At 66.0% G+C, this 23424-nt stretch carries 25 protein-coding genes; 17 read left to right on the top strand and 8 right to left on the bottom strand.

Annotation, left to right across the window (positions count from 1 at the left end):
• The first annotated feature begins 161 nt into the window (after positions 1–161).
• Positions 162–1055, top strand: coding sequence for a 3-hydroxybutyryl-CoA dehydrogenase (locus ACRVY7_RS04585; RefSeq protein ID WP_431816143.1), 894 nt, complete (start codon positions 162–164; stop codon positions 1053–1055).
• 202 nt (positions 1056–1257) lie between these two features.
• Positions 1258–2079, top strand: coding sequence for a hypothetical protein (locus ACRVY7_RS04580; RefSeq protein WP_049698014.1), 822 nt, complete (start codon positions 1258–1260; stop codon positions 2077–2079).
• A 117-nt stretch (positions 2080–2196) separates the two neighbouring features.
• Here ACRVY7_RS04580 and ACRVY7_RS04575 read toward each other — a convergent pair whose 3' ends face one another.
• Entirely contained in the window at positions 2197–2751 is a 555-nt protein-coding gene (locus tag ACRVY7_RS04575) for a helix-turn-helix domain-containing protein (protein WP_431816142.1), read from the bottom strand.
• A gap of 102 nt (positions 2752–2853) precedes the next feature.
• Between ACRVY7_RS04575 and ACRVY7_RS04570 the strand changes: the two genes are divergently transcribed.
• Positions 2854–4065, top strand: coding sequence for a benzoate/H(+) symporter BenE family transporter (locus tag ACRVY7_RS04570; RefSeq protein WP_431816141.1), 1212 nt, complete (start codon positions 2854–2856; stop codon positions 4063–4065).
• A 36-nt stretch (positions 4066–4101) separates the two neighbouring features.
• On the opposite strand, the gene ACRVY7_RS04565 is transcribed toward ACRVY7_RS04570, so the two are convergent.
• Together ACRVY7_RS04565 and ACRVY7_RS04560 are read right to left on the bottom strand one after the other, a co-directional pair.
• Entirely contained in the window at positions 4102–4959 is an 858-nt protein-coding gene (locus ACRVY7_RS04565; RefSeq protein WP_049697640.1) for a polyphosphate kinase 2 family protein, read from the bottom strand.
• Positions 4952–5749 carry a TetR/AcrR family transcriptional regulator gene (locus tag ACRVY7_RS04560; RefSeq protein WP_231894135.1) on the bottom strand — a complete coding sequence of 266 codons (798 nt, stop codon included), beginning with the start codon at positions 5747–5749 and terminating at the stop codon, positions 4952–4954. The genes ACRVY7_RS04565 and ACRVY7_RS04560 overlap by 8 nt, the downstream gene beginning before the upstream one ends.
• A 52-nt stretch (positions 5750–5801) precedes the next feature.
• On the opposite strand from ACRVY7_RS04560, the gene ACRVY7_RS04555 reads away from it, so the two are divergent.
• The 5 genes from ACRVY7_RS04555 (at position 5802) to ACRVY7_RS04535 (ending at position 10111) form a co-directional block, all read left to right on the top strand.
• Positions 5802–7142, top strand: coding sequence for a DUF445 domain-containing protein (locus tag ACRVY7_RS04555; RefSeq protein ID WP_152930014.1), 1341 nt, complete (start codon positions 5802–5804; stop codon positions 7140–7142).
• A 72-nt stretch (positions 7143–7214) separates the two neighbouring features.
• On the top strand, positions 7215–7745 hold the full coding sequence (locus tag ACRVY7_RS04550) for a helix-turn-helix domain-containing protein (RefSeq protein WP_431816140.1): 531 nt from the start codon (positions 7215–7217) through the stop codon (positions 7743–7745).
• 10 nt (positions 7746–7755) lie between these two features.
• Positions 7756–8073, top strand: a complete 318-nt coding sequence (locus ACRVY7_RS04545; RefSeq protein ID WP_064868961.1) for a DUF2516 family protein — start codon at positions 7756–7758, stop codon at positions 8071–8073.
• A 94-nt stretch (positions 8074–8167) separates the two neighbouring features.
• Positions 8168–9001: a MerR family transcriptional regulator gene (locus ACRVY7_RS04540; protein ID WP_431816139.1), complete on the top strand. Its 834-nt coding sequence runs from the start codon at positions 8168–8170 to the stop codon at positions 8999–9001.
• Positions 9002–9031: 30 nt separating this feature from the next.
• Complete coding sequence (locus ACRVY7_RS04535; protein ID WP_431816138.1) at positions 9032–10111, top strand: alpha/beta fold hydrolase; 1080 nt, start codon at positions 9032–9034, stop codon at positions 10109–10111.
• Here ACRVY7_RS04535 and ACRVY7_RS04530 read toward each other — a convergent pair.
• The 3 genes from ACRVY7_RS04530 to ACRVY7_RS04520 form a co-directional block, all read right to left on the bottom strand.
• On the bottom strand, positions 10102–11451 hold the full coding sequence (locus ACRVY7_RS04530; RefSeq protein ID WP_431816137.1) for a sensor histidine kinase: 1350 nt from the start codon (positions 11449–11451) through the stop codon (positions 10102–10104). The two genes, ACRVY7_RS04535 and ACRVY7_RS04530, sit on opposite strands and share 10 nt — an antisense overlap.
• Positions 11448–12161, bottom strand: coding sequence for a response regulator transcription factor (locus tag ACRVY7_RS04525; RefSeq protein ID WP_431816136.1), 714 nt, complete (start codon positions 12159–12161; stop codon positions 11448–11450). Before ACRVY7_RS04525 ends, ACRVY7_RS04530 begins: the two co-directional genes overlap by 4 nt.
• Before the next feature lie 73 nt (positions 12162–12234).
• Positions 12235–12885, bottom strand: a complete 651-nt coding sequence (locus ACRVY7_RS04520) for a hypothetical protein (protein ID WP_431816135.1) — start codon at positions 12883–12885, stop codon at positions 12235–12237.
• 102 nt (positions 12886–12987) lie between these two features.
• Between ACRVY7_RS04520 and ACRVY7_RS04515 the strand changes: the two genes are divergently transcribed.
• On the top strand, positions 12988–14292 hold the full coding sequence (locus tag ACRVY7_RS04515; protein WP_431816134.1) for a DUF1800 domain-containing protein: 1305 nt from the start codon (positions 12988–12990) through the stop codon (positions 14290–14292).
• Between the two features lie 34 nt (positions 14293–14326).
• Positions 14327–15559: a DUF1501 domain-containing protein gene (locus tag ACRVY7_RS04510; protein WP_431816133.1), complete on the top strand. Its 1233-nt coding sequence runs from the start codon at positions 14327–14329 to the stop codon at positions 15557–15559.
• Between the two features lie 33 nt (positions 15560–15592).
• Here ACRVY7_RS04510 and ACRVY7_RS04505 read toward each other — a convergent pair whose 3' ends face one another.
• On the bottom strand, positions 15593–16675 hold the full coding sequence (locus ACRVY7_RS04505; protein WP_431816396.1) for a UDP-N-acetylmuramate dehydrogenase: 1083 nt from the start codon (positions 16673–16675) through the stop codon (positions 15593–15595).
• Positions 16676–16745: 70 nt separating this feature from the next.
• Here ACRVY7_RS04505 and ACRVY7_RS04500 point away from each other — a divergent pair, with 70 nt between their 5' ends.
• The 6 genes from ACRVY7_RS04500 to ACRVY7_RS04475 all read left to right on the top strand — a co-directional run bounded on the left by ACRVY7_RS04500 (position 16746) and on the right by ACRVY7_RS04475 (position 21674).
• Positions 16746–17240, top strand: coding sequence for a DUF2505 domain-containing protein (locus tag ACRVY7_RS04500; RefSeq protein WP_431816132.1), 495 nt, complete (start codon positions 16746–16748; stop codon positions 17238–17240).
• An 87-nt stretch (positions 17241–17327) separates the two neighbouring features.
• Entirely contained in the window at positions 17328–17837 is a 510-nt protein-coding gene (locus tag ACRVY7_RS04495; protein ID WP_005209386.1) for a DUF2505 domain-containing protein, read from the top strand.
• Between the two features lie 91 nt (positions 17838–17928).
• Positions 17929–18630, top strand: coding sequence for a class I SAM-dependent methyltransferase (locus ACRVY7_RS04490; protein WP_235434297.1), 702 nt, complete (start codon positions 17929–17931; stop codon positions 18628–18630).
• 44 nt (positions 18631–18674) lie between these two features.
• Entirely contained in the window at positions 18675–19469 is a 795-nt protein-coding gene (locus tag ACRVY7_RS04485; protein ID WP_431816131.1) for a carbon-nitrogen hydrolase family protein, read from the top strand.
• A gap of 76 nt (positions 19470–19545) precedes the next feature.
• On the top strand, positions 19546–20721 hold the full coding sequence (locus ACRVY7_RS04480) for an LmeA family phospholipid-binding protein (protein WP_431816130.1): 1176 nt from the start codon (positions 19546–19548) through the stop codon (positions 20719–20721).
• Positions 20722–20870: 149 nt separating this feature from the next.
• Complete coding sequence (locus ACRVY7_RS04475; RefSeq protein ID WP_049698019.1) at positions 20871–21674, top strand: hypothetical protein; 804 nt, start codon at positions 20871–20873, stop codon at positions 21672–21674.
• Positions 21675–21735: 61 nt separating this feature from the next.
• On the opposite strand, the gene purU is transcribed toward ACRVY7_RS04475, so the two are convergent.
• A complete protein-coding gene (purU, locus tag ACRVY7_RS04470) occupies positions 21736–22629 on the bottom strand; it encodes a formyltetrahydrofolate deformylase (protein WP_431816129.1) in 894 nt (297 codons plus the stop codon).
• A 27-nt stretch (positions 22630–22656) separates the two neighbouring features.
• Here purU and deoC point away from each other — a divergent pair, with 27 nt between their 5' ends.
• Positions 22657–23334: a deoxyribose-phosphate aldolase gene (gene deoC, locus ACRVY7_RS04465; RefSeq protein ID WP_064868945.1), complete on the top strand. Its 678-nt coding sequence runs from the start codon at positions 22657–22659 to the stop codon at positions 23332–23334.
• The last annotated feature ends 90 nt before the right edge of the window (positions 23335–23424 follow it).

Genomic DNA, 23424 nt, shown 5'->3' with positions numbered 1-23424 from the left:
CTGAGGTTTTGCGCATCAGGCGGCTCGCAGCGTTACGTTGCGGGCCGCCTGTTGGCATATCTGGGGGCTTCCGGGCGTGCACCGGAGCTGCTCGTGTGCTCGCCAAATAAGTTGTCGCGCATGGGTTATGGGCAGAGTGGATCGGGTCGGCGTTGATCTGAATGGAGGCAGTGGTGGCGGACGCATGGCGTGTCGGCGTGGTCGGTGCGGGCCAGATGGGCGCGGGGATCGCCGAGGTGTGTGCCCGGTCGGACGCAGACGTTCTGGTCTACGAACCGACGCGTGAGCTCGTCGCCGGTGGCCGGTCGCGGATACTGCGCTCGCTCGATAGGGGAGTGTCGAGCGGCAAGCTCACCGAGCGTGAACGCGAACAGGCGGCGTTGCGACTGCGATTCACCACCGAACTCGACGGCTTCGCCGACCGGCACGTCGTTTGCGAGGCCGTCGTCGAGGACGAGACCGTCAAGACCGAGCTCTTCGCCGTCCTCGACAAGACCGTGTCGGATCCCGGTGCCGTTCTGGCGTCCAACACGTCGTCGATTCCGATCATCACGCTGGGCATGGCGACCCAGAACCCCGCGCGTGTGGTCGGCCTTCACTTCTTCAATCCTGTCCCGGTGCTACCGCTCGTCGAATTGGTGTCAACGCTGCACACGGGTGCTGACATCGTCACGCGTGCAGAGTCTTTCGCCAACGCGGTGCTCGGCAAGCAGGTCATCGCGTCTGCCGATCGGTCGGGGTTCGTGGTGAACGCAATGCTCGTGCCCTACCTACTCTCGGCAATTCGATTGGTGGAGAACGGATTTGCCGACATCGAAGACGTCGACCGAGGCATGGTTCTCGGCTGTGCGCACCCCATGGGTCCGCTGCGGCTTGCGGACATGGTCGGACTCGACACTGTCACGGCGATCGCCGACCGCATGTATGCGGAGACAAAAGAGGCGCTGTACGCACCGACGCCGTTGCTGTTGCGGATGGTCGAAGCCGGACACCTCGGTAAGAAGTCGGGGCGTGGCTTTTATCAATACGCCGACGACCAGCAGGCACGATTCTGACTGTGTGCGGTATCACAGCGATTCGGCAATTAGTGCTAGCAGATTGCTTGCAATAGCTAGCAAACGTGGCATACTGGTTTACGGAACCACTACAAGTGCTGGTGCGGCACCTATCGAGACCAGAAGCGACAAAGTGGTTTGCCTCCTCGATATGCCTTGTGCCGCAACCTTTTTTGGTGACCAATTGACTAAGGAGATCGCCATGACCACCACCGAACGCAATCTGCCCAGCCCGTTCTATGCCGTGGTTGGCGCGGGAGACCTTGCACTCAAGCAGGTGAGCGATGCTGTCACGCAGATCAAGGAGCGCACCGAGGCTGCGGGCGAGACCGCTCAGACCCGCTTCGAGGAGACCCGCGGCCGCCTGAACGCGCTGCCCGAGGAGCTCCCCGGCACCATCGAGTCGACCATCGACGACCTGCGCACCAAGCTGTCGCCCGAGGAACTGCGCAAGGTTGCCGACGGCTACGTCGAGTTCGCCACGACCATCTACACCTCGCTCGCCGAGCGCGGCGAAGAGGCCGTCGGCCGCCTCTGGCAGCAGCCGATCGTGCAGGAGGGTCTGACCCGCGCGGAGAAGACCTACAACGACGCCGTCGACCTGACCGAGGACGCACTCGGTGTTGTCTCGCATCAGACTCGCGCCGTCGGCGAGCAGGCTTCGAAGCTCGCAACGCTGGTCAGCACCCGCGTCGGCGAAGCGGGCGATGCCCTCGATGACGCCGTCGACGATCTCAGCGGCAAGGTCGAAGAGGCCGCCCTCGAGGTGAACGAGAAGCTCGACGAGGCAAGTGCAGCGGTCACCGAGGCCGGCAAGACCGCCAAGGCCCGTAGCGCGACCGCAGCGTCGAAGATCGACGGTGCCGCAGGCGCGGTCGAGGGCAAGGCGCGCACCGCAAATGCGTCGCCCGCCAAGAAGATTGCCGCCAAGCGGACCACCACGGCTGCTCCGGCAAAGTCGACCACCGCGACCAAGTCGACCACCGCCAAGAAGTCGACCACGGCCAAGAAGAGCACCAGCTAACCCGTTTCGGTTAGCAGAGTTCGCGTCCCGCGTACTCGGACCTCACGATCGATGATTCGATCGTGCAGCGTCCGGGTCGCGGGACGTTCTGCGTTGACGAGACCATCGACGTGGCCGCTAGCCGGGTGAGTCGATGGTGAGTACGGCGAGGACGTCGTCGTCGGTGCTGTAGGTGTGCGGTCGGTCGCTGATCCATTGCAGTGATTCGCCTGCGCCCGCAGGCTTTTCGTCACCTTCCGGGCCTGCGACCAGGTTTCCGCGCACCACCCGGACATGTTCGACGACGCCTGCGCCGTGCGCGGGGGAGCGTCGGACCCCTCCGGAGGAGACATGGAGCCAGAAGACCTCCGTCGTCGAACCGTCGTCGTGATGTTCGACGTGGAGTAACCGCGCGGTGAGGTGCGTGCCGTCGCCTTCGGTTCCCGACGCCTCGCCGAGGAGTGCCGTCAGTGGCACGCCGAGCGGGCCTGCCACGGCATAGAGCGTGTCGAGGGTTGGGTTGCGTTGTCCCGCTTCGAGTTCGGAGAGTGAGCCCTTGCCGATCCCGGCGGCGCGGGCGAGTGCGGACAGGCTGAGGTTGCGTTCGGTGCGTAGCGCGGAGATCCGCTCACCGACGTCCCGTCGCCGATCACCGACGTCCCGTCGTCGATCATCACGCTCCGAGTCGCTCACAACTCCCTCGACCACGTGCCTGCCTTCCGCTTCATTCGTCGGTCGCGGTGGGCACCGCTCCCGAGTGTTCTGTTTACAGAACGATACCGCTATGCTGGCGTCGTGACCACACAGCAGCGGGTGTCGAACACCGAGCCGATCGTCGCGGGCATCGTCACCGCGCTCGTCGGTTTCACCTCGTCCTTTGTGGTCGTCGTCTCCGGTCTCCGCGCTGTCGGCGCGTCGCCGACGCAAGCCGCCTCGGGTCTTTTGGCGCTGACGGTGACATTCGCGCTCGGCATCATCGTGCTGTGTCTGCGCTATCGGATGCCGATCACTCTGGCATGGTCGACGCCGGGCGCAGCCCTCCTCGCGGCGATGGGCGCGAGTTACCACGCGGGCTGGCCTGCCGCCGTCGGAGCTTTTCTCGTTGTCGGAGTTCTCGTCCTCGCAACGGGATTGATCCCGGCGCTCGGCGATCTCATAGCGAGAATTCCGACGCCCATCGCACAGGCGATGCTCGCGGGCGTGCTGCTGACCCTGTGCCTGGCGCCGATCAAATCCCTTGCGGTGCAACCGTTGCTGACCATTCCGATTCTCGTCGTGTGGTTGTGTGCCACTCGCTGGTTGCCGCGCTGGGCGTTGCCGCTCGCTCTGATCACCGCACTCGTCGTGATCGGAATCTACCTTGCTGTGCACGGCGTCGACTCCGCGGCGCACACCGAATGGTGGCCGCAGATCACCTGGACCACACCGCATTTCGATGCCTCGGCGATCGTCGGGATCGCGATCCCGCTCTACGTGGTCACGATGGCATCGCAGAACGTGCCGGGCGTCGCGGTGTTGAAGTCGTTCGGCTACCAGACCCCGTGGCGCGCTTCGATGTTCGTGACGGGTACCGGAACGGTCATCGGCGCGCCGTTCGGTGGCCACGCGATCAATCTGGCGGCGTTGTCGGCAGCGCTCGCCGCAGGCGATGAAGCCGGACCGGATCGTTCTCGACGCTGGATCGCCGGGATCTCGGCAGGCGTGTCGTACCTGATCCTCGCAGCACTGTCGGGGGTGCTGGTCACGATCACGGCGATCGCGCCGCACGGTCTGCTCGAAACTGTTGCGGGGCTGGCGCTACTCGGCACTTTCGCCTCGGCGCTCGTCGGTGCGCTGGCGCAGGAGGAGTATCGGATTCCCGCCGCACTCACGTTTGTGACCGCGGCCGCGGGAATCTCGTTCTGGGGCATCGGTGGAGCGTTCTGGGCGCTCGTCGTCGGACTCGTGGCGCACACGGTGCTTCGACGCCGCGACGAGTCGGGCGCCGGATCGGCCACGCGGGACTGAACCTTGCGCGACCGAACAGACGTAGAACCAACGCGCTCAGACGGATTCGGCGAGCCGCTTCTTCTGGGCCTCGATGTCGAAGTCGGCCTTCGGCCATTCGAGGTCGAGTCCTTGCAGTGCGGAGATCAGCAGCTCGCAGATCGCGAGGCGTGAGAACCACTTCTTGTTCGCGGGAATCACGTACCAGGGTGCGGCGTCGGAGTCGCAGCGATCGAAGATCGCCTGGTATGCCGCGAGGTAGTCGTCCCAGAACGGACGTTCGTCGATGTCGGCTGGATTGAACTTCCAATACTTGTCGGGCCGTTCGAGGCGCTCGGCGAGACGCGTGCGCTGCTCCTCCTTGGAAACGACGAGCGCACACTTCACGATGGTCGTTCCGGTCGCGACGAGGTCGTCCTCGAACTCGTTGATCGTCGCGTAGCGGCCTTCCCATTCCGATTGCGGCACAAGGTTGTGCACTCGCACGGGCAGCACGTCCTCGTAGTGGGAGCGATCGAAGATGCCGATACGTCCCGCAGGCGGCACGGCCTTGCGGATGCGCCACAGGAAGTCGTGCTCGAGCTCTTCGGGCGTCGGCTTGCCAAAACCCTTGATGGACAAGCCCTGTGGGTCGACGAGGCCGCCGACGTGACGCACGATCCCGCCCTTGCCCGCGGTGTCCATTCCCTGCAGCACGAGCAGGACCGATCGGTGATCACCCGACCGGCCGTTGGCGAACAGCAACTCCTGGAGGTCGGCGAGAACCTCGCCACGCTCGGTGAGCAACTCCGCACCGAGGTCACGGTCGCCGTCGAAGCCGGGGGTCGACTCGGGATCGAAGTCGGCGATCGGCCCGAGCGTCGATGCCCGCAGCGACTCGGTCGCGGGTGTCGTCCATCCAGCCTTCTTAGCCATCGAAGCTGACCTCCTCAGGTCTCGTCGGTTGTGTCAGCACAGGAGGGTCGGCGATGAACGCTTCGCGTGATCCGTTGACGCGTGCGATCCCGGTGACCGAACTCCAGACCATCATCGTCAGGTAGTCGATCAGGTCGTCGACGGGAAGCTCGCGGTCGGTCATCCACCAGTCGACGGCGCGCTGCATGCCGCCTACCAGAACGTGCGACCAGACCATGGCGCCCGACGTGTCCGCGGCGCGCTCCTCCATCCGGGCGACGATGGTCGCGGTGAGCAACTGCGCGACCAGACGTTCCGATTCGACGGTCCCGACAGACGACGTCGGAGAGTTCGTCAGGGCGAAGCGGTAGAGGCCGGGATCGTCGGCGACGGCTCGCACGTAGACGCCGATGACGGTTCTGGTCAGGGTGTACTCGTCGGCGTCGTCGGAGATCGCCTCCGCCAATCGAGGGAGGAGCGTTGTCTCGAAGAAGCGCACCGTGACCGCTGTGCCGAGGTCGTTCTTGTCGCTGAAGTATCGGTAGAGCACGGTCTTGGAGACCCCGATGTGCGTGGCGATCTCGTCCATGCCGGCGTCGGCCCCGAGTGCCCGCACGGCCTCGATCGTGCCGTCGGTCAACTCGCTGCGACGTTCCTGTTTGTGCTTTTCCCAGCGCTGTCTGCGACCGTCCGGCTTGACCGCGTCGTCGGTGACCGCACCCAACAGGGCCTGTTCGACCCCGCGTGTCACATGTGCGGCAGCCGAAAGCGCAGTACGTGCCGCGGCCGCAGGGCTTGGCCGGTTGGGTATCACTCGGCCAGCCTAATCCCCGGGAGAGGGTAGAACTTATTGAGTGTCGACAGTGATTCCGGACGTATCCGGCCAACCGGGGCAGACGCCCGCGCGGGCGAAGGGGTCGTCGCCGGGATTCGGTGCCGCCGACGGACCGGGTGATCAGCGCCGCCGACGTGACCTCCGCAAGATGAAAGTGGTCTCGACCGGCTTCCTCGTGGTGGCCGCGATCGTCTACCTCTGCATGCGCTACCTCGAGCATCGCGACGGCGCCGACGTGGCGGCATGGGTGGGATACGTGCGAGCGGCGTCGGAAGCGGGCATGGTCGGCGGACTCGCCGACTGGTTCGCGGTGACCGCGCTGTTCAAGCATCCGCTGGGCATTCCGGTACCGCACACGGCTCTGATCAGGAAGAAGAAGGACGAGATTGGAGACCAGCTCGGCGAGTTCATCGAAGAGAACTTCATGACGCCCGCCGTCGTCGTCGAACGTGCGGAACAGCTCGACATGCCGCGCAGGGTCTCGACGTGGCTCGCCGATCCCGCGAACCGTCCGCGGATCTCCGACGAGGCGGCACGCGCGATCAAGCTGGCCTCGGAGATGCTCGGCGACGAGGACATCGAGCAGTTCATCCAGGCCGTGCTGAAATGGGCGGCAGAGCCGGAATGGGCGCCCCCGATCGGCCGAATTCTGGAACAACTCGTCGACGAGGACCGGCTCGATCCGGTCTTCCAGTTGCTCTGCGACCGCGCCTACGACTGGGCCGTCGGAAGCCAGGACCTCATCGAGCGTGTCGTCGACCGCGACGTCGGACCGTCGTGGAAACCGAAGTTCGTGTCGACGCTCGTCGGCGACAAGATCTACCGAGAACTCGTCGACTTCACCTACAAGGTCAAGACCGATCCAGATCACGAGATGCGACGGTCGATGCACCAGTTCGTCGAACAGTTCTCACACGACCTCCAGCACGACCCCGTGATGATCGAGCGTTTCGAGGGCATCAAGCACGACCTCGTCGGTAGTGCCGAGGTCGCGGACGCGGCGTCGACCGCATGGAACACCGGCAAGGCGGTCATCGAGCAGATGCTCGAAGACCCCAACAGCACGCTGCGCAACACCCTGACCGACGCCGTCATCCGACTCGGAACGCGCATCCGTGACGACCGCCCGCTGCAGGAGAAGATGAACGGCTGGGTGGCTCGGGTGGCTCAGCACGTCGCGACGAACTACTCCCGCGAGATCATCTCCGTGATCACCGAGACCGTGCGGGGCTGGGATGCCGACGACACCAGCCGGAAGATCGAACTGCAGGTGGGGCGCGATCTTCAGTTCATCAGGATCAACGGCACCGTGGTCGGTTCGCTGGCCGGACTCGCGATCTACACGGTGTCGGTTCTGATCTTCGGGTGACGTGACTGCTTGCACGAGCTAGCACGCACCCCGATACTGGCATGGGGCAGCGAGCATCGGGAGTGAGAAGCAGTGCAGAGCAAACCAATCCCATCGGACGACGACGCGAACACCGGGTCCGACGACGCGGGCGCGGTCGTCGAGCAGACGGTTGACGAGGCTGTCGAGGCGGCAGCGGATGAGGGTTCGAGCAACCCCGTCGAGACGGTCGCCAACGCGGCACAGGACGTTGTCGCGACGGCGGCGCAGGACATCGGTTCGTTCATCCGCTCACAGCGTGTGGCAGCAGAGGTCTCGCTGCGTCAGCTTGCCGACCGTGCGGGAGTGTCGAATCCGTATCTGAGTCAGATCGAGCGCGGGCTGCGCAAACCGTCTGCGGATGTCCTGGCGCAAATCGCCAAGGGACTGCGTGTGTCCGCCGAGGTGCTCTACGTGCGCGCGGGCATCCTCGAGGAACGCCCCGCAAGCCCCGTCCGTGACGCGCTGCTGATCGACACGTCGATCAGTGAACGGCAGAAGCAGATGCTGCTGGAGATCTACGAGTCCTTCCAGCGCGAGAACCGCGAGAACGGCGCAGACCCGACCGTCGGCAAGCACGACTAGAGTGTGATTCGTGAACTTTGTGAGCTTCATGGCTGCGGGCCAAAACCTGATCCTGTGGGTGCTGACCGTCGTCGCAGGTGTTGCGGCGATCGTGTCGCTGATCCACGCGTCGATCCAGCGCTCCGACGCCTTCCCTGCCGTCGATCGGCAGAAGAAGGTCATCTGGGTGGCGATCCTTGCCGCGGCAACGGTGTTCATCTGGTTCTTTCAGGCGCCGTCGCTGTTCTATCTGATCGGCGTCGTGGCCGTCCTGGTGTACATCGTCGATGTGCGGCCCCGCGTCGACTCGATTCAGGGGAAGTCCTGGTTTCGGAAGGTCGGGCGCTAGTGACGTTGGGGGCCCGGACTGCCTGAATCGCTACGTGTCGATCCCCTGCAGGGAGTGGCGGGAGCCACGATGGGTGGCGAATACACTCTGATTCATGGCTGAGTATCGGATCAACGAGCTCGCGGACGCGTCGGGAGTCAGTGTTCGCAACATCCGCGTGTATCAGGACCGCGGACTGCTCCCGCCTCCGACGATCCGCGGCCGCACCGGTTGGTACTCCGAAGAGCATCTGGTCCGCCTCAACCTGATCTCCCGGATGCTCGAGCGTGGTTACACCTTCGCGACGATCAGCGAACTCCTTCATGCCGCCCACTACGGGATGAAGGTGGAGCACGTGCTGCGCGGCGAGCCCAAGGGCGGCCGCTTCCGGAACTTCAAACGCGCCGCGACCATCACGATCACCGAACTGCGCAAGACGCTCAATGCCTCGGACAAATCGATCGCGCTCGGCCAGAAACTCGGTCTGCTGGTCAAGGACGGCGCCCACTACGCAATCAAGAACCCCGAGGTCCTCGAGGGTGCCGAAGTGCTGGTCAAGAGCGGCATCGACATCGACGTCCTGCTCGATCGGTTCGTCCGTGTGCAAGACGACCTCGAAGACGCAGCGCGCAGCTTCGTCTCGATCATCACCGACAAGTACTTCGACGAGAAGCTGCCAGAACTCGGTGAGGCCAATGTCAGCAAGATGGCCGAGCTCATCCAGACGGTCCGACCGATGGCCCACGACATCGTCGAGACCACGTTCCGCAAAGCCCTCGACGACGAGATCTCCAAGGCCATCGGCGAGGCGTCGACCTACTTCGACGCCGCGTCAGGCGGACCCGAGGCAGGCACTGACGGGGAACCGGCCGAGGCGTCGACCTACGAGGCATCGCCGTCGAATCTGACAACGGGTAGTGTTACATCGGAAGATGTCATTCGCGAGTAGCGAGCACCACACGGGGTGGAGTGGAGACGTATGAAGACTCGAAACTGGGCGCTCGGCGCCGCAGCGCTCGGCCTCGGCGGAGTGGCCGTCGGTGCAGGCACCAACCTCGCTGGAATCGCGCGCGGCGTGATGGCGTCGGCTCCGGCCCTCGACGATGGACCCGACGACCTGCTGGCCGACCCGACGGCACCTCGAGTGCAGCGCAGCGTGGAGAGCATCGACGGAACCAGGCTGAACGTCGAGTTGTACGGGCCCGATCCGGGTGCGGCCGACACCGGCGACGTGATCGTCGCGGTACACGGGTGGACCTGCAACACCCACTACTGGAATCCGCAGATCAACCACTTCGCGGGTGAGCGGACCGTCGTCGCGTACGACCAGCGCGGGCACGGGCTCAGCGAACTCGGTCGCCGCAGGCCTACCGTCGACACCCTTGGTCACGACCTCGACGCCGTGCTCGGTGAGGTTGTCCCGCCCGGCCGCAAGGCGATCCTCATCGGCCACAGCATGGGTGGCATGACCATCATGTCGTGGGCCAAGCAGCACCCGGAGAAGGTGTCGACGACGGTGTCGGCGGTGGTGCTCGCGTCAACGGCGGCGCGCGGCGTGGTGCAGAACCATCTGCTCATCCCCGAGGGGCTGCCGCGTTACAGCAGGCCGTTCGTGCCCGCGGTCAGTCGGCTCGTCACCAGTGCGTCGACGCCATTGCCGCACGGCCAGTTCACTTCTCGCGTTTCGCAGTACGTGACGCTCGGCTCGGCGGCGCGCGCATCGCATGTGGAGTTCGTCGACACGATGATCATGGCGTGTCCGCCTCGCGCGCGTGGGCGCTGGGGTGCGGCGATGGGCCGCCTCGACGTCGAGGCCGGACTCGAGGCCCTGAGTGTTCCGACGACCGTGATCGTGGGCACCGACGACCGACTCACCCCTCGCCGACACGCCGATGAGATGGCAGACATCTTGCGCCGCAACGGTTCTCTGCGCGACCAGGTCATCTTCGACGGCGTCGGGCACATGTCGACGATCGAGGCGGCGCAGCGCGTCAACGAGCTGCTCGACGACGTCGTCGATGAGGTGTCGCGCACGCAGGTGCAGGCCGCTCAGTTCTGAGGTTCGTGAATCAACGGGAGACTCAGGACGAATGTCGCACCGGCAGAAGCGGTTTCGACCAGTTCGAGTTCTCTCCGATGTGACCGGGCGAGTCCTCGTGCGACTGCCAGGCCGAGACCCGACCCGCCGGATCTGCGGTCTCGCGAGTCGTCGAGGCGTACCAGACGCTCGAAGATCCGCTCCGCGTCGGCGGCAGGCACACCCGGTCCGGAATCGGTGACGGTGACCGTGACGACCTGCGGTCCCGTCCGACGCGTTGCGGTTCCGCATGTCACTCGCACCGCGCCGCCCGGCGGAGTCGCCTGACACGCATTGTCGAGTAGGTTGGCGACGATCTGCGCGACCCGTACGGGATCGGCCATCGTCGTCGGCGCGGTCCCACTCACCTCGATCGCCATGCCCTGGTGGACGATTCGGGCTCGCTGCGTCTGTTCCTCGGCTATCGCCTGGACATCGGTCGGTTCGACCCGCAGCACGAGTCCCGCGTCGATCCGGGCCATGTCCACCATGTCGTCGACGAGTCGACCGGCCCGTCTCGTCTCCTGAATGAGTAGCACCAGTAGCTCCTCCCGTTCGGCGAGCGGCGTGTCGGGAGGTAGCTGCAGCAGGGTCTCGGCAATCGCCTGAACGCCTGTCACCGGAGTGCGCAATTCGTGGGCGGCGTCGGCGACGAAGCGGCGCACGGAGTGTTGCGCGCTGCGTTCGCGGGCCTCCGCATCCTCGAGCGAATCCAGCATGTCGTCGAACGCCTGTGCCGTGCGGCCGAGTTCGGAGTCGGACCGGGCGGGGAGCAGTCGCTCGCCCCGCTTGCCTCCGGCGATCGAGCGGGCGAGCGCTGTCATCGAGTCCAGCGGCCGGAGTGCGTAGCGGACGCCGAACCACAGCAGTATCACGGTGACGGCGAGTGCGCAGCCCGCGGCGATACCCATCCCCCAGACGAGTCTGGTGTGCACCCCCTGCAGCACGCGGTTGTCGACGGACAGTGTTGCGGTCGCGTCCTGCGTCCAGTCATGTGCGCCAGTGAGTTTCACCGTTCGCGACACCTCGGTGTCAGCAGGTGGCAGACGTGACCCCAGCTCTGTTCCGTCCGCCAGGGTCAGGTGTACCCGCACCGATCGCCCGTCGACCCGCCGTAGGAATGCCTCCGGAGTGGCGGCCGTCCTGGCGACCTGCCGGGCGGTTGTCACACGGTCGGTGAGAACGCTTTCCACCGCGCGCCGCGACGCGGCGTCGAACAGCGCCGACGTGATGGCCACCATCGCGATCAACGAGAGCGCGAGGACTGCGACGGCGACGACGGTTACGCGGGTCCGCAGCGACCCCGAGCGCAGCGCGGTCATCGATCGTCGACGCTGTTGGTCGGATCGACGCTGCTGGTCGGGTCGACGGGCGCACGCATGATGTAGCCGAGCCCACGCTCGGTGTGGAGCAGCCTCGGTCCGTGCGCCTCCAGTTTTCGACGCACCGCGCTCACGTTCACCTCGACCAGGTTCGGGTCGTAGTGCTCGTATCCCCACACGCCGGTGAGGATCTGCGTTTTGGTGACCACGCGGTCGCGTCGTCGAGCGAGGAACGCCAGCACGCGGAACTCGGTGGCGGTCAACGGAATCGGTGTTCCCGCGCGGAGTACGAGCGCGGCGTCGAGTTCGATCACGAGGTCGTCGATGTGGATTGCCGCGGCCCCGCGGCCTCGCCGCCGGAGCACGGCTCCCACGCGCGCAACGAGTTCGGCCATCTCGAATGGTTTGACGATGTAGTCGTCGGCGCCGTCGGTGAGTCCACGCAATCGATCGGCGACGCCGTCGCGTGCAGTGACCATCAGAATGCCGGCATCGCTGCGCCGACGTACGACGTCGAGGAGGTCGAAGCCGTCGGAGCCGGGCAGCATGACGTCGAGGAGGACAACGTCCGGACGGAATTCGCGGAGGTCGTGTTCGATGCTCGACCCGTCTGGCCGACCTCGGACGGAATAGCCTGCGTCGGCGAGTGCGGACTCGACTCCGATCCTGATCGGGTCGGAGTCCTCGACGACAAGTACCGACGAGCTCATGAATCACCAGTGTGCCAGCGTGTGCGGAACTCCGGGGTCGGAGACGATCCACACGGCGTGGGCACCCAGCGGATCAACTCGGTTGCGACGACGGCGTTGCGGGCGCCTGCGACGGGTTCGATGTCGGTTGTGTCCGTTTGACCACCCGCTTGGCGTCGATGGTGTCGCCCTTGCGCTGTCCTGCCACTGCGATGTGGTCGCCGACGGCGAAATCGGTTTGCTGCTCAGGAGTCTTGGTCGTCCCGAACGTTGTGCCCGCGCCTATATTTACCGTGACCTGCTGGTTCTTTCGCGTGGTGACGGTCCAGGTGGATCCATTTATCGCGCTGATCGTTCCGGCGGTGGCCTTGGCTGCCTTGCCCTTCGCTGCTTTGTGGTGCTCTGTTCCCGACGCGGCGTGCGTCGACGTCCCGGTGCTCGACGTTCCGGCGCTCGACGAGCCGGTGTCGGCGACCGCGTAGCCGAGTCCGCCACCGATCAGACCGCCCGCGACCACCGCGACCACGCCCGTGAGCACTGCGGTGCGGTGTCGCTGGAGCGGATTGGACGCCCGCTTGGTGGCACTCGCACCGGCCGGTGCGTCGTCGGACGGACCGTAGGGTTGCGCTTCGTACTGATGCGTATGGGCAGCGTCCGGGTTGATCGGTTCGGTGTGGAACTGCTCGGTGGGATGGTCCCCGGTGGGGTCTGGCTCTGGTGTGGTTGATTCTGGGGTATTCGGCATGCGGTCCACGGTAGGAACGTCGCGGCGTCGTTGGCTGAAGACTGCCTGAAGGTTCGTCGTTGACCCTGGCGGGCGCGACTGCTCGCCGACCATGCTGGCGATATGAGCCAATCGAGCGACTGGACGTCTGCGGCACGAGTGGTGCGCCGCATGGGGTTTGGTGCGACCGGCAGGGAAGTCGACGCCGCTGTCGCGCGCGGAATCAGCACCTATGTCACCGAATCCCTCGCGGGACAGGCAGTCGACGATCCGGGCGTGCGTGCGACGCCGCTGCCACATTTCGATGACATCCATCGGTTGGGACGTTCGGCATCTGCGTCGGCCCGAAAACGGGTCAACGCACAGATCGGCGAGCAACTCAGCGAGCTCACCGAGTGGTGGCTGCACCGCATGGTCGCGGCGTCGAACCCCGTCACCGAGAAGCTGACCTTCATCTGGCACAGCCACTTCGCGACCTCGGCGGCAAAGGTCCGCACCGCGTCGGCGATGGCAGGGCAGAACGAGACGTTCCGCAGTCTCGGCCTCGGTGGGTTTCGACCGTTGGCGTACGCCATGCTGACCGATCCGGCGATGCTGCGCTGGCTCGACGGGCAGCAGAACACCAAGAAAGCGCCCAACGAGAACCTGGCCCGTGAGTTCATGGAACTGTTCGCGCTCGGTCACGGCAACGGATACACCGAGACCGACGTTCGAGAGGGTGCCCGCGCACTGACCGGCTGGCGTACCTCACCGAGCGGTACGGCTGTGCTGCGGCAGGCAGAACATGATTCGGGAACCAAGACGGTGCTCGGCGTCACCGGACCACTCGACGCCGCCGGATTCTGCGACGCTGTGCTGGGGCATCCGGCATCCGCAGGATTCGTCGCATCTCGACTGTGGCAGCGACTGGCAGGCGACGCCCCGCCGTCGGCGAGTGCGGCGCAGCGACTCACCGCGGCGTACGGACCGCAGCGCGATCTGCGGGCGCTGTTCGGCGCGATTCTGACCGACCCGGAACTCGCGCAGGCGTCGGCGGTGCAGTCGCCGGTCGAGTGGCTGGTCGGCGCACATCGTGCCCTGCACCCGCGTGTCACGCACGCTGATCTGCACTACATGGCGACCACTCTGCGTGGTCTCGGGCAATTGCCCTTCTATCCGCCCGACGTCGGCGGGTGGCCATCCGGGCAGGCGTGGTTGTCCACCGCGGCCACCGAGATCCGGTGGGATGCGGCGATGCGTGTCGCCAAGAACGCACAGAACCCGTCGATCGTCGACGCCTCCCCGACAGATCGGATCGACGCTGCGGCACACCTGCTCGGCGTCGGAAGGTTCTCGGATCGTAGCGCCGGGGTCTTGAAGCAGTCGATCGGAAATCCGGTGACCCTGACCGCCATTGCTCTCAACAGTCCCGAATACCTCACTGTCTGAACGAATCCCGATACGTGGATGCGAAGGAGAGCACATGCCCTTTCTGGAAATCGATCGACGCACCTTTCTCGTCGGAACCGGAGTTCTCGCTGCACTCGGAGTGGCCGCGGGCGCAACGACGGTGTCCTGGGACGAACTTCATCAGGCGGCGGTGCAACGCCCTCGCGTCGTCGGCGACGGAATCCTCGTGCTCGTCACGATGTACGGCGGCAATGACGGCCTCAACACACTGATTCCATACGCGGACAACGCATATCACGATGCCAGGAGCGAGCTCGCATACTCGCCCGAACAGGTGCTGCAGCTCGACGACTCGCTCGGATTGAACCCGGCGATGAAGGGAATGCACGACCTGTGGGGCGACGGATCGCTGGCCGTGGTCCGCGGCGTCGGATATCCCCAACCTGATCACAGCCACTTTCGGTCGATGGACATCTGGCAGACCGCGTCGCCGGGTTCGGCAGTGACCAGCGGATGGATCGGGCGGTGGCTCGACGCAACCGGCGACGACCCGTTGCGCGCGGTGAACATCGGACCGGTGCTCCCCATGCTCGCGATCGGCACCAGGACCACCGCCGCCGCGCTCAATCCTTCCGGACACGAACTCGCCAGTCCCGTGGTGGCGCGGCTGGCGTCACTCGGCGCACACGATCCGGCCGACGGCGTGGGACAACAGCAGGTCTGCGAGTCGTACGTGGCGGGACAGAAAGCGGCGCAGCAGTTCTCGTCGATCCGCTCGAGCTCGGGGAGCGGTTCGACACGTGCTGCAGGCGGACGGCCGGGTGCACACGGCGACGCGCTCGCCGCTCAACTCGACGCCGTATCGCGGTGTATTAAGGCGGGAGTTCCGACCAGGGTGTACTCGGTCAGCGTCGGCGGCTTCGACACGCACGCCGACGAACGCGAGACCCAGGAACGGCTTCTCGGCGAGGTCGATTCGGCGTTGAGTGCATTCTGTAAGGACATGGCGACCGACCCTCGAGGGAAGGATGTGGTGACGATGGCGTACTCGGAGTTCGGGCGACGCGTGCGCGCCAACGCGTCAGAGGGAACCGATCACGGCACCGCTGGGCCTGTGTTCATCGCGGGGGCGCCTGTGCGGGGAGGTTTCCACGGCGACGAACCCAGCCTGACCGACCTCGACAACGGGGACCTGAAGGCCACCACTGACTTTCGTGACATCTACGCCGAGTTGCTGGGCGCGGGACTCGGCTCCGATCCGACACCCGCGGTCGGAACCGGACGACGACCGGTCGGGTTCCTATGAGCGGACGCCGCGATGGTCGGCCACGATGGTCGGTCAGAGTGAGCAGTTCACCAGGACCGGCTCGGGGTGCAGCGTGACGCCGAAAGCCTCGCGCACGCCGTCGCGCACGTCGCGCGCGAGGTCGAGGAGTTCGTCGGCGGTTGCACCGCCCCGATTGGTCACTGCCAGTGTGTGTTTGGTCGACAGGCGCGCGGGGGAGGCCGGTCCCGGGTAGCCCTTGGCGTAACCCGCGCGTTCGATCAGCCAGCCCGCCGAGAGTTTGACCCCATCGGTGACGGGGAACGAGGGCATCGAGATGTCTGCGCCGACGCGGTCGCGGATGCGCGCGATGACGGCCGGTGCGTCGTCGGATCCGATGATCGGATTGGTGAAAAACGAACCGGCACTCCAGGTGTCGTGATCGTCGGCGTCGAGCACCATGCCCTTGCTGCGGCGCAGTCCGAGGACCGTGTCGCGGACGAGTGAGGCGTCGACTCGTGAATCCCGCGCGACGTCGAGTCGGTCGGCGAGGTCGCGGTAGCGCAGCGGTGCGCTGAGCCGATCGTCGTTGAGCCAGAACGAGACAGCGACGACGACGAAATCGTCGCGGTACTTCAGGTTGCTCGTCCGATAGCCCAGTCCGAGTTCGCCAGGGGACACCCAGCGCAGCGTTCGAGCTCGCCTGTCGAGCACCTGCACGCTTCGCAAGATGTCGGCGACCTCGACCCCGTACGCGCCGACGTTCTGTACCGGTGTGGCGCCCGCAGCGCCCGGGATTCCCGAAAGACATTCCAGCCCACCGAATCCCGCGTCGATCGTTGCTTCGACGAGAGAGTCCCACGCCACCCCGGCGTCGGCGGTCACGTGCGCGCGGCCCGATTCGCGTCCGGTACCGAAATCGACGTGTCCGCTCTCGATCACGACGGCGGTGCCCTCGAATCCGTCGTCGGAGATCAACAGATTCGATCCGCCGCCGATGATGAGGACCCGTTCGGACTCGGCGTCGAGCGCGGTGATCTCTTCGACGACGCTGCGAGTATCCGGGCAGTGCACGATCGCGTGCGCCGGACCGCCGACCCGCAACGTGGTCAGATCGGCGAGCGGCGCGGACTGCAGGGCGGAGGGGTTGTCGATCACGGTGTAACGGTAACCGAGCGGGCGCTGTCGGGGCCGATGGTGCACGGCGGCTCGGGTAGTCTCCTCAGTCATGGCGAGCACGCTGAATCACACCGTGACCTACACGTTCTCCACCGCGCGGTACTGGGAGATCATCACCAACGAGCAGTACTGGCGTGATCTGCTCCAGATCATCAACTCGAGTCACGGCGTGCTCGAGTCGTTCACCCTCGACGGCGACACCGTGACCGTCGAGATGAAGCAGGGCATCCCCGAGGACAAACTGCCGTCGATGATCACCAAGGTTCGCCCCGGCGACCTGGAGATCCCGCGCCGCAACGTGTTCACCCGCAACGGCGAGACGATCAGCGGAACCATGACCGCGTCGGTCACCGGCGCACCCGCGACGGTCGAGGCCACGGTGTCGGTGACGGGCGATCCCGCATCGATGCAGTACAGCGGCAGCGCAACCGTCTCGATCCCTTTTGTCGGCAGCAAGATCGAGAAGGCCGTCATCGACGAGCTGACCAAGTTGCTCGACGCCGAGCACGACGAGACCGTCACCTGGGAGCAGTCCAACCACTGAGCTCGACGTCGAGTCAGCACGGTGCGGGCAGGTCGGCGCCGGTCCCAGTTTTTGATGGCCGTACCGTGCTCGGTTAGCCTGAAACCCATGGCACGACGGCTTAGTTACTCAGCGCGCTACTCGCATCCCGTGGAGAAGCTCTACGAAGCGCAGAGCACAAAGCAGTACTGGGACGACATGATGGCGGGGTTCCAGATGATCTCGCCGCACTGCGAGGTCGAGGATTTCCGATCCGACGAGACCGGCATGAGTGTTGTCCTCAAGCAGACCATCGGACGTGATCAGCTCCCGGCACTGGCGCAGACCGTGCTGATGAAGGACATGGTCATCACCCGCGAGGAGTCGTTCGGTCCGTTCGACCCCGACAACACCAAGGGCGACTACAACGCGTCGATTCCCGCCGGTCCCGGCAGCCTCAACGGCTGGCAGGAACTGTTTCCCACTGAGACGGGCTGCACGATCCGCAAGACCACCGAGGTCAAGGTGTACATCCCGTTCGTCAACGGCAAGCTCGAGCAGCTGATGTTGGTCAACCTCGTCGACCTGTTCCGCGCCGAGGCCGAGTACGCCGCAGACTGGATCACGAAGAACCTCTAGCGCGTTGCCCCAGCGCGGCTCCGACAAGCCGACCGGCCGAATCACCCGCGGCACGACGAACATCAACCGTCTGCGCCGCGTCGACCGTTGGATGGCGACCGATCCGTCGGTGCTCGCCGCGCTCGATGAGGTGAGCGCACCGCTCGTCGTCGACCTCGGTTACGGAGCGCGACCCGACACCACCGTCGAGATGGCGCAGCGGCTACGAGCCGTGGCGCCCGATCTGGAGATGGTGGGACTCGAGATCGATCCCGAGCGCGTCGTCGAACCTCGTGACGGCGTGCGTTTCGGTCTCGGCGGTTTCGAACTCGCGGGACTGCGACCGCAGGTCGTGCGAGCGTTCAATGTGCTGAGGCAGTACGACGAAGACGAGGTGTGGCCCGCATGGCGTCGGTTGATGGATCGGCTCGGGCCGAGCGGCGTGATCGTCGAGGGCACCTGCGATGAACTCGGTCGACGCTGCACGTGGGTCTTGCTCGACGCCGACGGCCCCCGCAGCCTCACCCTGAGCTGGGCTCCCGCGTACACGAGCCGACCGTCGGAGGTCGCCGAACGACTACCCAAGGCGCTCATCCACCGCAACGTGCCCGGCGAGCCCGTGCACGATCTGCTCGTCGCCGCCGACCGGTGCTGGGATATCGCCGCTCCGCACGCCGCGTTCGGGCCGCGTGCACGGTGGCGCGAGACGCTAAGGCTCTTGTCCGAGTCGGGTGTTCCGGTCGAGCCGGTCCGCAGGCGCAGCGTCGACAACGTGCTGACGGTTCCGTGGTCCGTCGTTGCACCGACGAGCTAGCCGAGACGGTCTCGACGGTCGGGGCCGGCAACTACGCTTGCCCCATGCGCATCGCAATGGCACAGATCAACTCCAGCGATGACCCGGGCGCCAATCTCGTCGTCGTAGCCGACGCCGCGGCACGGGCCGCTGCCGACGGAGCCGACCTCGTCGTGTTCCCGGAGGCGACGATGTGCCGGTTCGGGGTTCCGCTGGGCCCGATCGCCGAACCGCTCGACGGGCCGTGGGCCACGCGGGTCTCGCAGATCGCCGTCGACCGGGAGATCGTGATCATCGCGGGCATGTTCACCCCCGCCGACGACGGTCGGGTGTTCAACACGCTGCTGATCGCGCATCCCGATGGTCGTCGGGAGTCGTACGACAAGATCCACCTCTACGACGCATTCGGGTTTCTCGAGTCCCGGACCGTGGCCGCCGGCGACAAACCGGTGATCGTCGACGTCGCAGGCACCGCGGTCGGCGTCGCCACCTGCTACGACATCCGATTCCCTGATCTGTTCACGACCCTTGCCGAGCGCGGCGCGCAAGTCATCGCGGTGCCTGCGTCATGGGGTGCGGGGCCGGGGAAGGTCGCGCAGTGGGAAGTGCTCGCGACGGCGAGGGCACTCGATTCTTCGTGCTACGTGGTCGCGGTCGGGCAGGCAGAACCCGAGGATCCGTACCTTGCGCGGGGCAGTACACCAACCGGTGTAGGCCACAGCCAAATCACAGATCCCTTGGGTACGGTGGTCGCCGCGTACGGGTCCGGAAAATGTGTCCGGGCTCACGACATCGACCTAGCGGCGGTGGAGACGGCACGGACGCGCATCGCCGTCCTCGCCAACCGGAAATCCATCTGACCGATCTCGGCCCAAGCAATCACCACCGAGCTTGTGCGCCACAGATCGACGACCACGGACCGGAGGTGCTCTGACCATGACCGACAACGAGAAGGAACCCCAGGCGCGGCCAGGCGACGCCGACCCATCGGCGACCCCCGACAGCGAATGGGCGCCGGTTGCCGACTCGACTTCGTCGTCGACGACCGGCGGGGCCGCATCAACTGTTCAACCGTCAGCTGATCACGCGTCATCTGATGACGCGCCAACCGATCACGCTCCCGCCTATCACGCCCCGACCGAGCAGTTCGCCGCGGCGCCGACCGAACCCGGACCGCGGGCGTACTCGGCGACCGACGGTGGTACCCGGTCATTCGAGCAGGGGACGGCGACGACTGTCATCGATCCGGCCGACCCCGCAGACGAGCCGGTCCTTACGTCACCGGTGCGTCGGCGTCGCACCGCCAAGATCATCGGCATCACTGCGGCTGCGCTCGTCCTGGTGCTGGTGATCGGCGCCGTGGCGTCGGAGCTGATCCTGCGTAAGCGGGTGACCGACTGTCTCGAACAGCAGTTCAGCAGCCTCACCGGGGTGCCGACGAGCGTCTCGCTCAGCAAGAAGCCGATGCTGCTGCAGGCCACGGGAAGTGAGATCCCCTGGGTGCAGGTCGACACCGCAAACGACTCGGGCGCGACCAGATTGCACATCCGCGCGGACCGGATCGACGCCGATGGCGACAAGACCACCGTCGGCTCGCTCGACGGCAACGGATACGTCCCGTTCTCTCGGGTCGTCGAACTCGGTAAGCAGGAGACCGGCGGGAACGGCACCGGCACGGGCACAGGCGGCACCGGCACGAACGGCACCGGAACCGATCAGAGTGGTGCCGGTGGGATCGTCGCGGGCGCGAACATCGAGTCGATCACCGGCAACGAGGCGGACGGCACCGTCGACGTCAGTACGTCGTTCAACCTGGGATTCATCCCGATCCCGGTGAGCGCGACGATCAAACCCACGACCGAGAACGGTCACATCAAGTTCGAGGTCGTCAAGGCCAACGCCTTCGTCTTCGGCATCCCCTCCGACTACGCCCAGCAGATCGTCGACGGTGTGTCCAAGTCGATGTTCGGCCCGTTCTTCGATCAGGTGAACGTCAAGAACCTCAAGGTGACCAACGACGGCGTCGACTTCGCTGTCGACGGCGACAACCTCACGCTGACCAGTTCCGCCACGGGCGGCAACGAAAACACGGGCGGCTGCAACGTCATGTGATCTTCCGCGACCGATCCGGGACCAATCCCTGGCCAACCGGGCCGGTCGACGACGTTGTCGCAGGCCGGACTCGCGCGGCATCGGTACCCTCGAAGGGGGATGTCCGATTTCTGCCACGACGTCCACTCGCCCCCGTGTTGGAGGAGAACATGACCGCGCTGCTCTTGATCATCATTGTCGTCGTCCTCGTTGTTGGGGTGGTGGTGGTGTCGCAGCAGCGTTCTGGCGCGAGCAAAGCCCGCAGCCTCGACGACGCCAAGGCCGACGCCCGACAGGTCATCGAACGTCTCGGCGGCCAGGTGTACATGCTGGTCGGCGATTCACCTGCGTCGAAGCAGGCGCTCGCCGACGCCGGGGAGCGCTACACGGCGGCAGGCTCGCAGATCGATCAGGCCAACTCACCCGCGCAGGCCCGCCTCGCTAAGCAGACCGCGATCGAGGGGCTCTACTACATCCGCGCCGCGCGCACCGCGATGAACATGGACCCCGGTCCAGCGATCCCTGAGCTCGACGGCCAGCGCAGCGCGGGCGCGGTGACCGAAGACCGCACCGTCGAATTCGACGGACGCCAGGTCGAGGCCTCACCCGCCCCGTCGTCGCGGACCCCGAACTACTACCCGGGCGGCCGCGTCGCCGGACGACCCGTGCCCGCCGGGTGGTACTCCGAACCGTGGTGGAAGCCTGCTCTGGTGGCAGGTGCCTGGGGCGTCGGCTCCATGCTGCTCTTCTCGACGCTGTTCTCGGGTATGCACGGCGTTCCCTACGACGCCGCCGCATTCGAGAACGGCGCGGGCGACGGCTCCGACATGGCAGGCATCGACGGCGGCGGCGACTCCGGCGATTGGGGCGGCGACTCGGGCGACGGCGGCGGCGACTGGGGCAGCGGCGATTCCGGTGGCGACTTCGGTGGCGGAGATTTCGGTGGCGGCGACTTCGGCGGGTTCGACTTCTGACCGCCGACTGGGCTCTCTATCCCGCCGACTGTGCGCTCTATACAGCCGACTGTGCGCGAATCTAGTTGAACACCACGGTCTTTCGCCCGTGAACGAGGACGCGATCCTCGAGGTGCCAGCGCAGTCCGCGTGACAGAACGAGCGTTTCGATGTCTCGGCCCTGACGCACCATGTCGTTCACGGAGTCGTTGTGGTCGATGCGGCTGACGTCCTGCTCGATGATCGGCCCGGCGTCGAGGTCGGCGGTGACGTAGTGGCACGTCGCGCCGATGAGTTTCACACCGCGCGCGAACGCCTGATGGTAGGGGCGCGCTCCGACGAAGCTCGGCAGGAAGCTGTGGTGGATGTTGATGGCCTTGCCCGCCCACCGATCGCACAGCTGCGGCGGCACGATCTGCATGAAACGAGCCAGGACGACGGCATCGGGGTCGAGGTCGTCGACGATCGACGCCACCTTCGCGAAGGCTCCCTGCTTGTCGCCCGCGGGGAACGGCACGTAGTGGAACGGCACGCCGAACCGCGTCGTGAGTCCCTCGAGGTCACGATGGTTGCCGACGACGGCCTCGACGCGTGCGGGTAGTTCGCTTCGATCGGCGCGGCCGAGCAGATCGGTGAGGCAGTGCCCCTCCTTGCTGACGAGCAGCACCACCGACTTCTGCACTCCGCTGTCGGTGAGTCGCCACACAGTGTCCGGCCCGAAGTCGGCGATGGCTTCGGCAAAGCGCTCGCGCAATTCGTCGACGCCGGTCGAGACGGAGTCGGCGCGGACGGCTTGGCGGGTGAAGAACCAGCCGGTGTCGGGGTCGGAGTGGTATGCGGCCTCGGTGATCCAGCCGCCGACGTCGGCGAGGAACGTCGAGATCCGCGCGACGATACCGGTCCGGTCCGGACATCCGAGGGTCAGCACATACCTTCGGCTGGAGGAGTCTGGGTTGGAGGTGTCTGCGAGGGTCACGCCACTCAGTGTGCCAAGCTCGCCTATGTGACCAACACCGACCTGAGGCGCGCCGACGTCGCCGCGATCGTCGACCACACACTCCTCAAACCAGAAGCCACCCGCGCCGATGCCGAAGCGACGGTCGCCGAAGCTGCCGACCTCGGCGTCTACGCCGTCTGCCTCTCACCGTCGATGCTGCCGATCGCGACGGGAGCTCAGAAGTCCTGCGTCGTTGCGGGCTTTCCGTCGGGTAAGCACCACTCGCTGGTCAAGGCTGCGGAGGCGCGGCTGGCCGTCGACTCCGGCGCCGACGAGGTCGACATGGTCATCGACGTCGGGGCAGCGCTCGCGGGCAGCTTCGAAGAGGTATTCGTCGACGTGCTGACCGTGCACGAGGCGATCGGTGAGGCGGCGGTGCTCAAGGTGATCGTCGAGTCGGCCGTACTCCTCGACGTGGCGGGCCCCGAGACCCTCGCCGAGGTGTGCCGTCGCGCAGTGGCGGCAGGCGCAGGATTCGTCAAGACGTCGACGGGTTTCCATCCGGCGGGCGGCGCGTCGATCGAAGCGGTGCGCATCATGCGTGACACCGTCGGCCCGACGGTCGGCGTCAAGGCCAGCGGGGGCATCCGCACCGCCGACTTCGCGGCAGAACTCATCGAGGCCGGGGCCAGCAGGCTCGGACTGTCCGGCAGCCGCGCGGTGCTCGACGGCTTCCCCGAGTAGCGCCCTGGGGCGCTGCGGCCGGCGGGCGTGAGTAAATGTGTGTCGTATCGAAGGAGTTGTGTGCTGCAGCGCCCACACCCTTCGATACGA

The organism is Gordonia jacobaea (assembly GCF_965344965.1).
GTDB lineage: Bacteria > Actinomycetota > Actinomycetes > Mycobacteriales > Mycobacteriaceae > Gordonia > Gordonia jacobaea.
This window is presented reverse-complemented; position numbering and strand designations above follow the sequence as displayed.

Bases quoted from the DNA above. Each gene is read 5' to 3' on its own strand.
- ACRVY7_RS04585 (WP_431816143.1), top strand. From the start codon at position 162: ATGGAGGCAGTGGTGGCGGACGCATGGCGTGTCGGCGTGGTCGGTGCG.
- ACRVY7_RS04580 (WP_049698014.1), top strand. From the start codon at position 1,258: ATGACCACCACCGAACGCAATCTGCCCAGCCCGTTCTATGCCGTGGTT.
- ACRVY7_RS04565 (WP_049697640.1), bottom strand. From the start codon at position 4,959: ATGGCTAAGAAGGCTGGATGGACGACACCCGCGACCGAGTCGCTGCGG.
- ACRVY7_RS04540 (WP_431816139.1), top strand. From the start codon at position 8,168: ATGGCTGAGTATCGGATCAACGAGCTCGCGGACGCGTCGGGAGTCAGT.
- ACRVY7_RS04535 (WP_431816138.1), top strand. From the start codon at position 9,032: ATGAAGACTCGAAACTGGGCGCTCGGCGCCGCAGCGCTCGGCCTCGGC.
- ACRVY7_RS04530 (WP_431816137.1), bottom strand. From the start codon at position 11,451: ATGACCGCGCTGCGCTCGGGGTCGCTGCGGACCCGCGTAACCGTCGTC.
- ACRVY7_RS04525 (WP_431816136.1), bottom strand. From the start codon at position 12,161: ATGAGCTCGTCGGTACTTGTCGTCGAGGACTCCGACCCGATCAGGATC.
- ACRVY7_RS04520 (WP_431816135.1), bottom strand. From the start codon at position 12,885: ATGCCGAATACCCCAGAATCAACCACACCAGAGCCAGACCCCACCGGG.
- ACRVY7_RS04515 (WP_431816134.1), top strand. From the start codon at position 12,988: ATGAGCCAATCGAGCGACTGGACGTCTGCGGCACGAGTGGTGCGCCGC.
- ACRVY7_RS04510 (WP_431816133.1), top strand. From the start codon at position 14,327: ATGCCCTTTCTGGAAATCGATCGACGCACCTTTCTCGTCGGAACCGGA.
- ACRVY7_RS04500 (WP_431816132.1), top strand. From the start codon at position 16,746: ATGGCGAGCACGCTGAATCACACCGTGACCTACACGTTCTCCACCGCG.
- ACRVY7_RS04495 (WP_005209386.1), top strand. From the start codon at position 17,328: ATGGCACGACGGCTTAGTTACTCAGCGCGCTACTCGCATCCCGTGGAG.
- ACRVY7_RS04490 (WP_235434297.1), top strand. From the start codon at position 17,929: ATGGCGACCGATCCGTCGGTGCTCGCCGCGCTCGATGAGGTGAGCGCA.
- ACRVY7_RS04485 (WP_431816131.1), top strand. From the start codon at position 18,675: ATGCGCATCGCAATGGCACAGATCAACTCCAGCGATGACCCGGGCGCC.
- ACRVY7_RS04480 (WP_431816130.1), top strand. From the start codon at position 19,546: ATGACCGACAACGAGAAGGAACCCCAGGCGCGGCCAGGCGACGCCGAC.
- ACRVY7_RS04475 (WP_049698019.1), top strand. From the start codon at position 20,871: ATGACCGCGCTGCTCTTGATCATCATTGTCGTCGTCCTCGTTGTTGGG.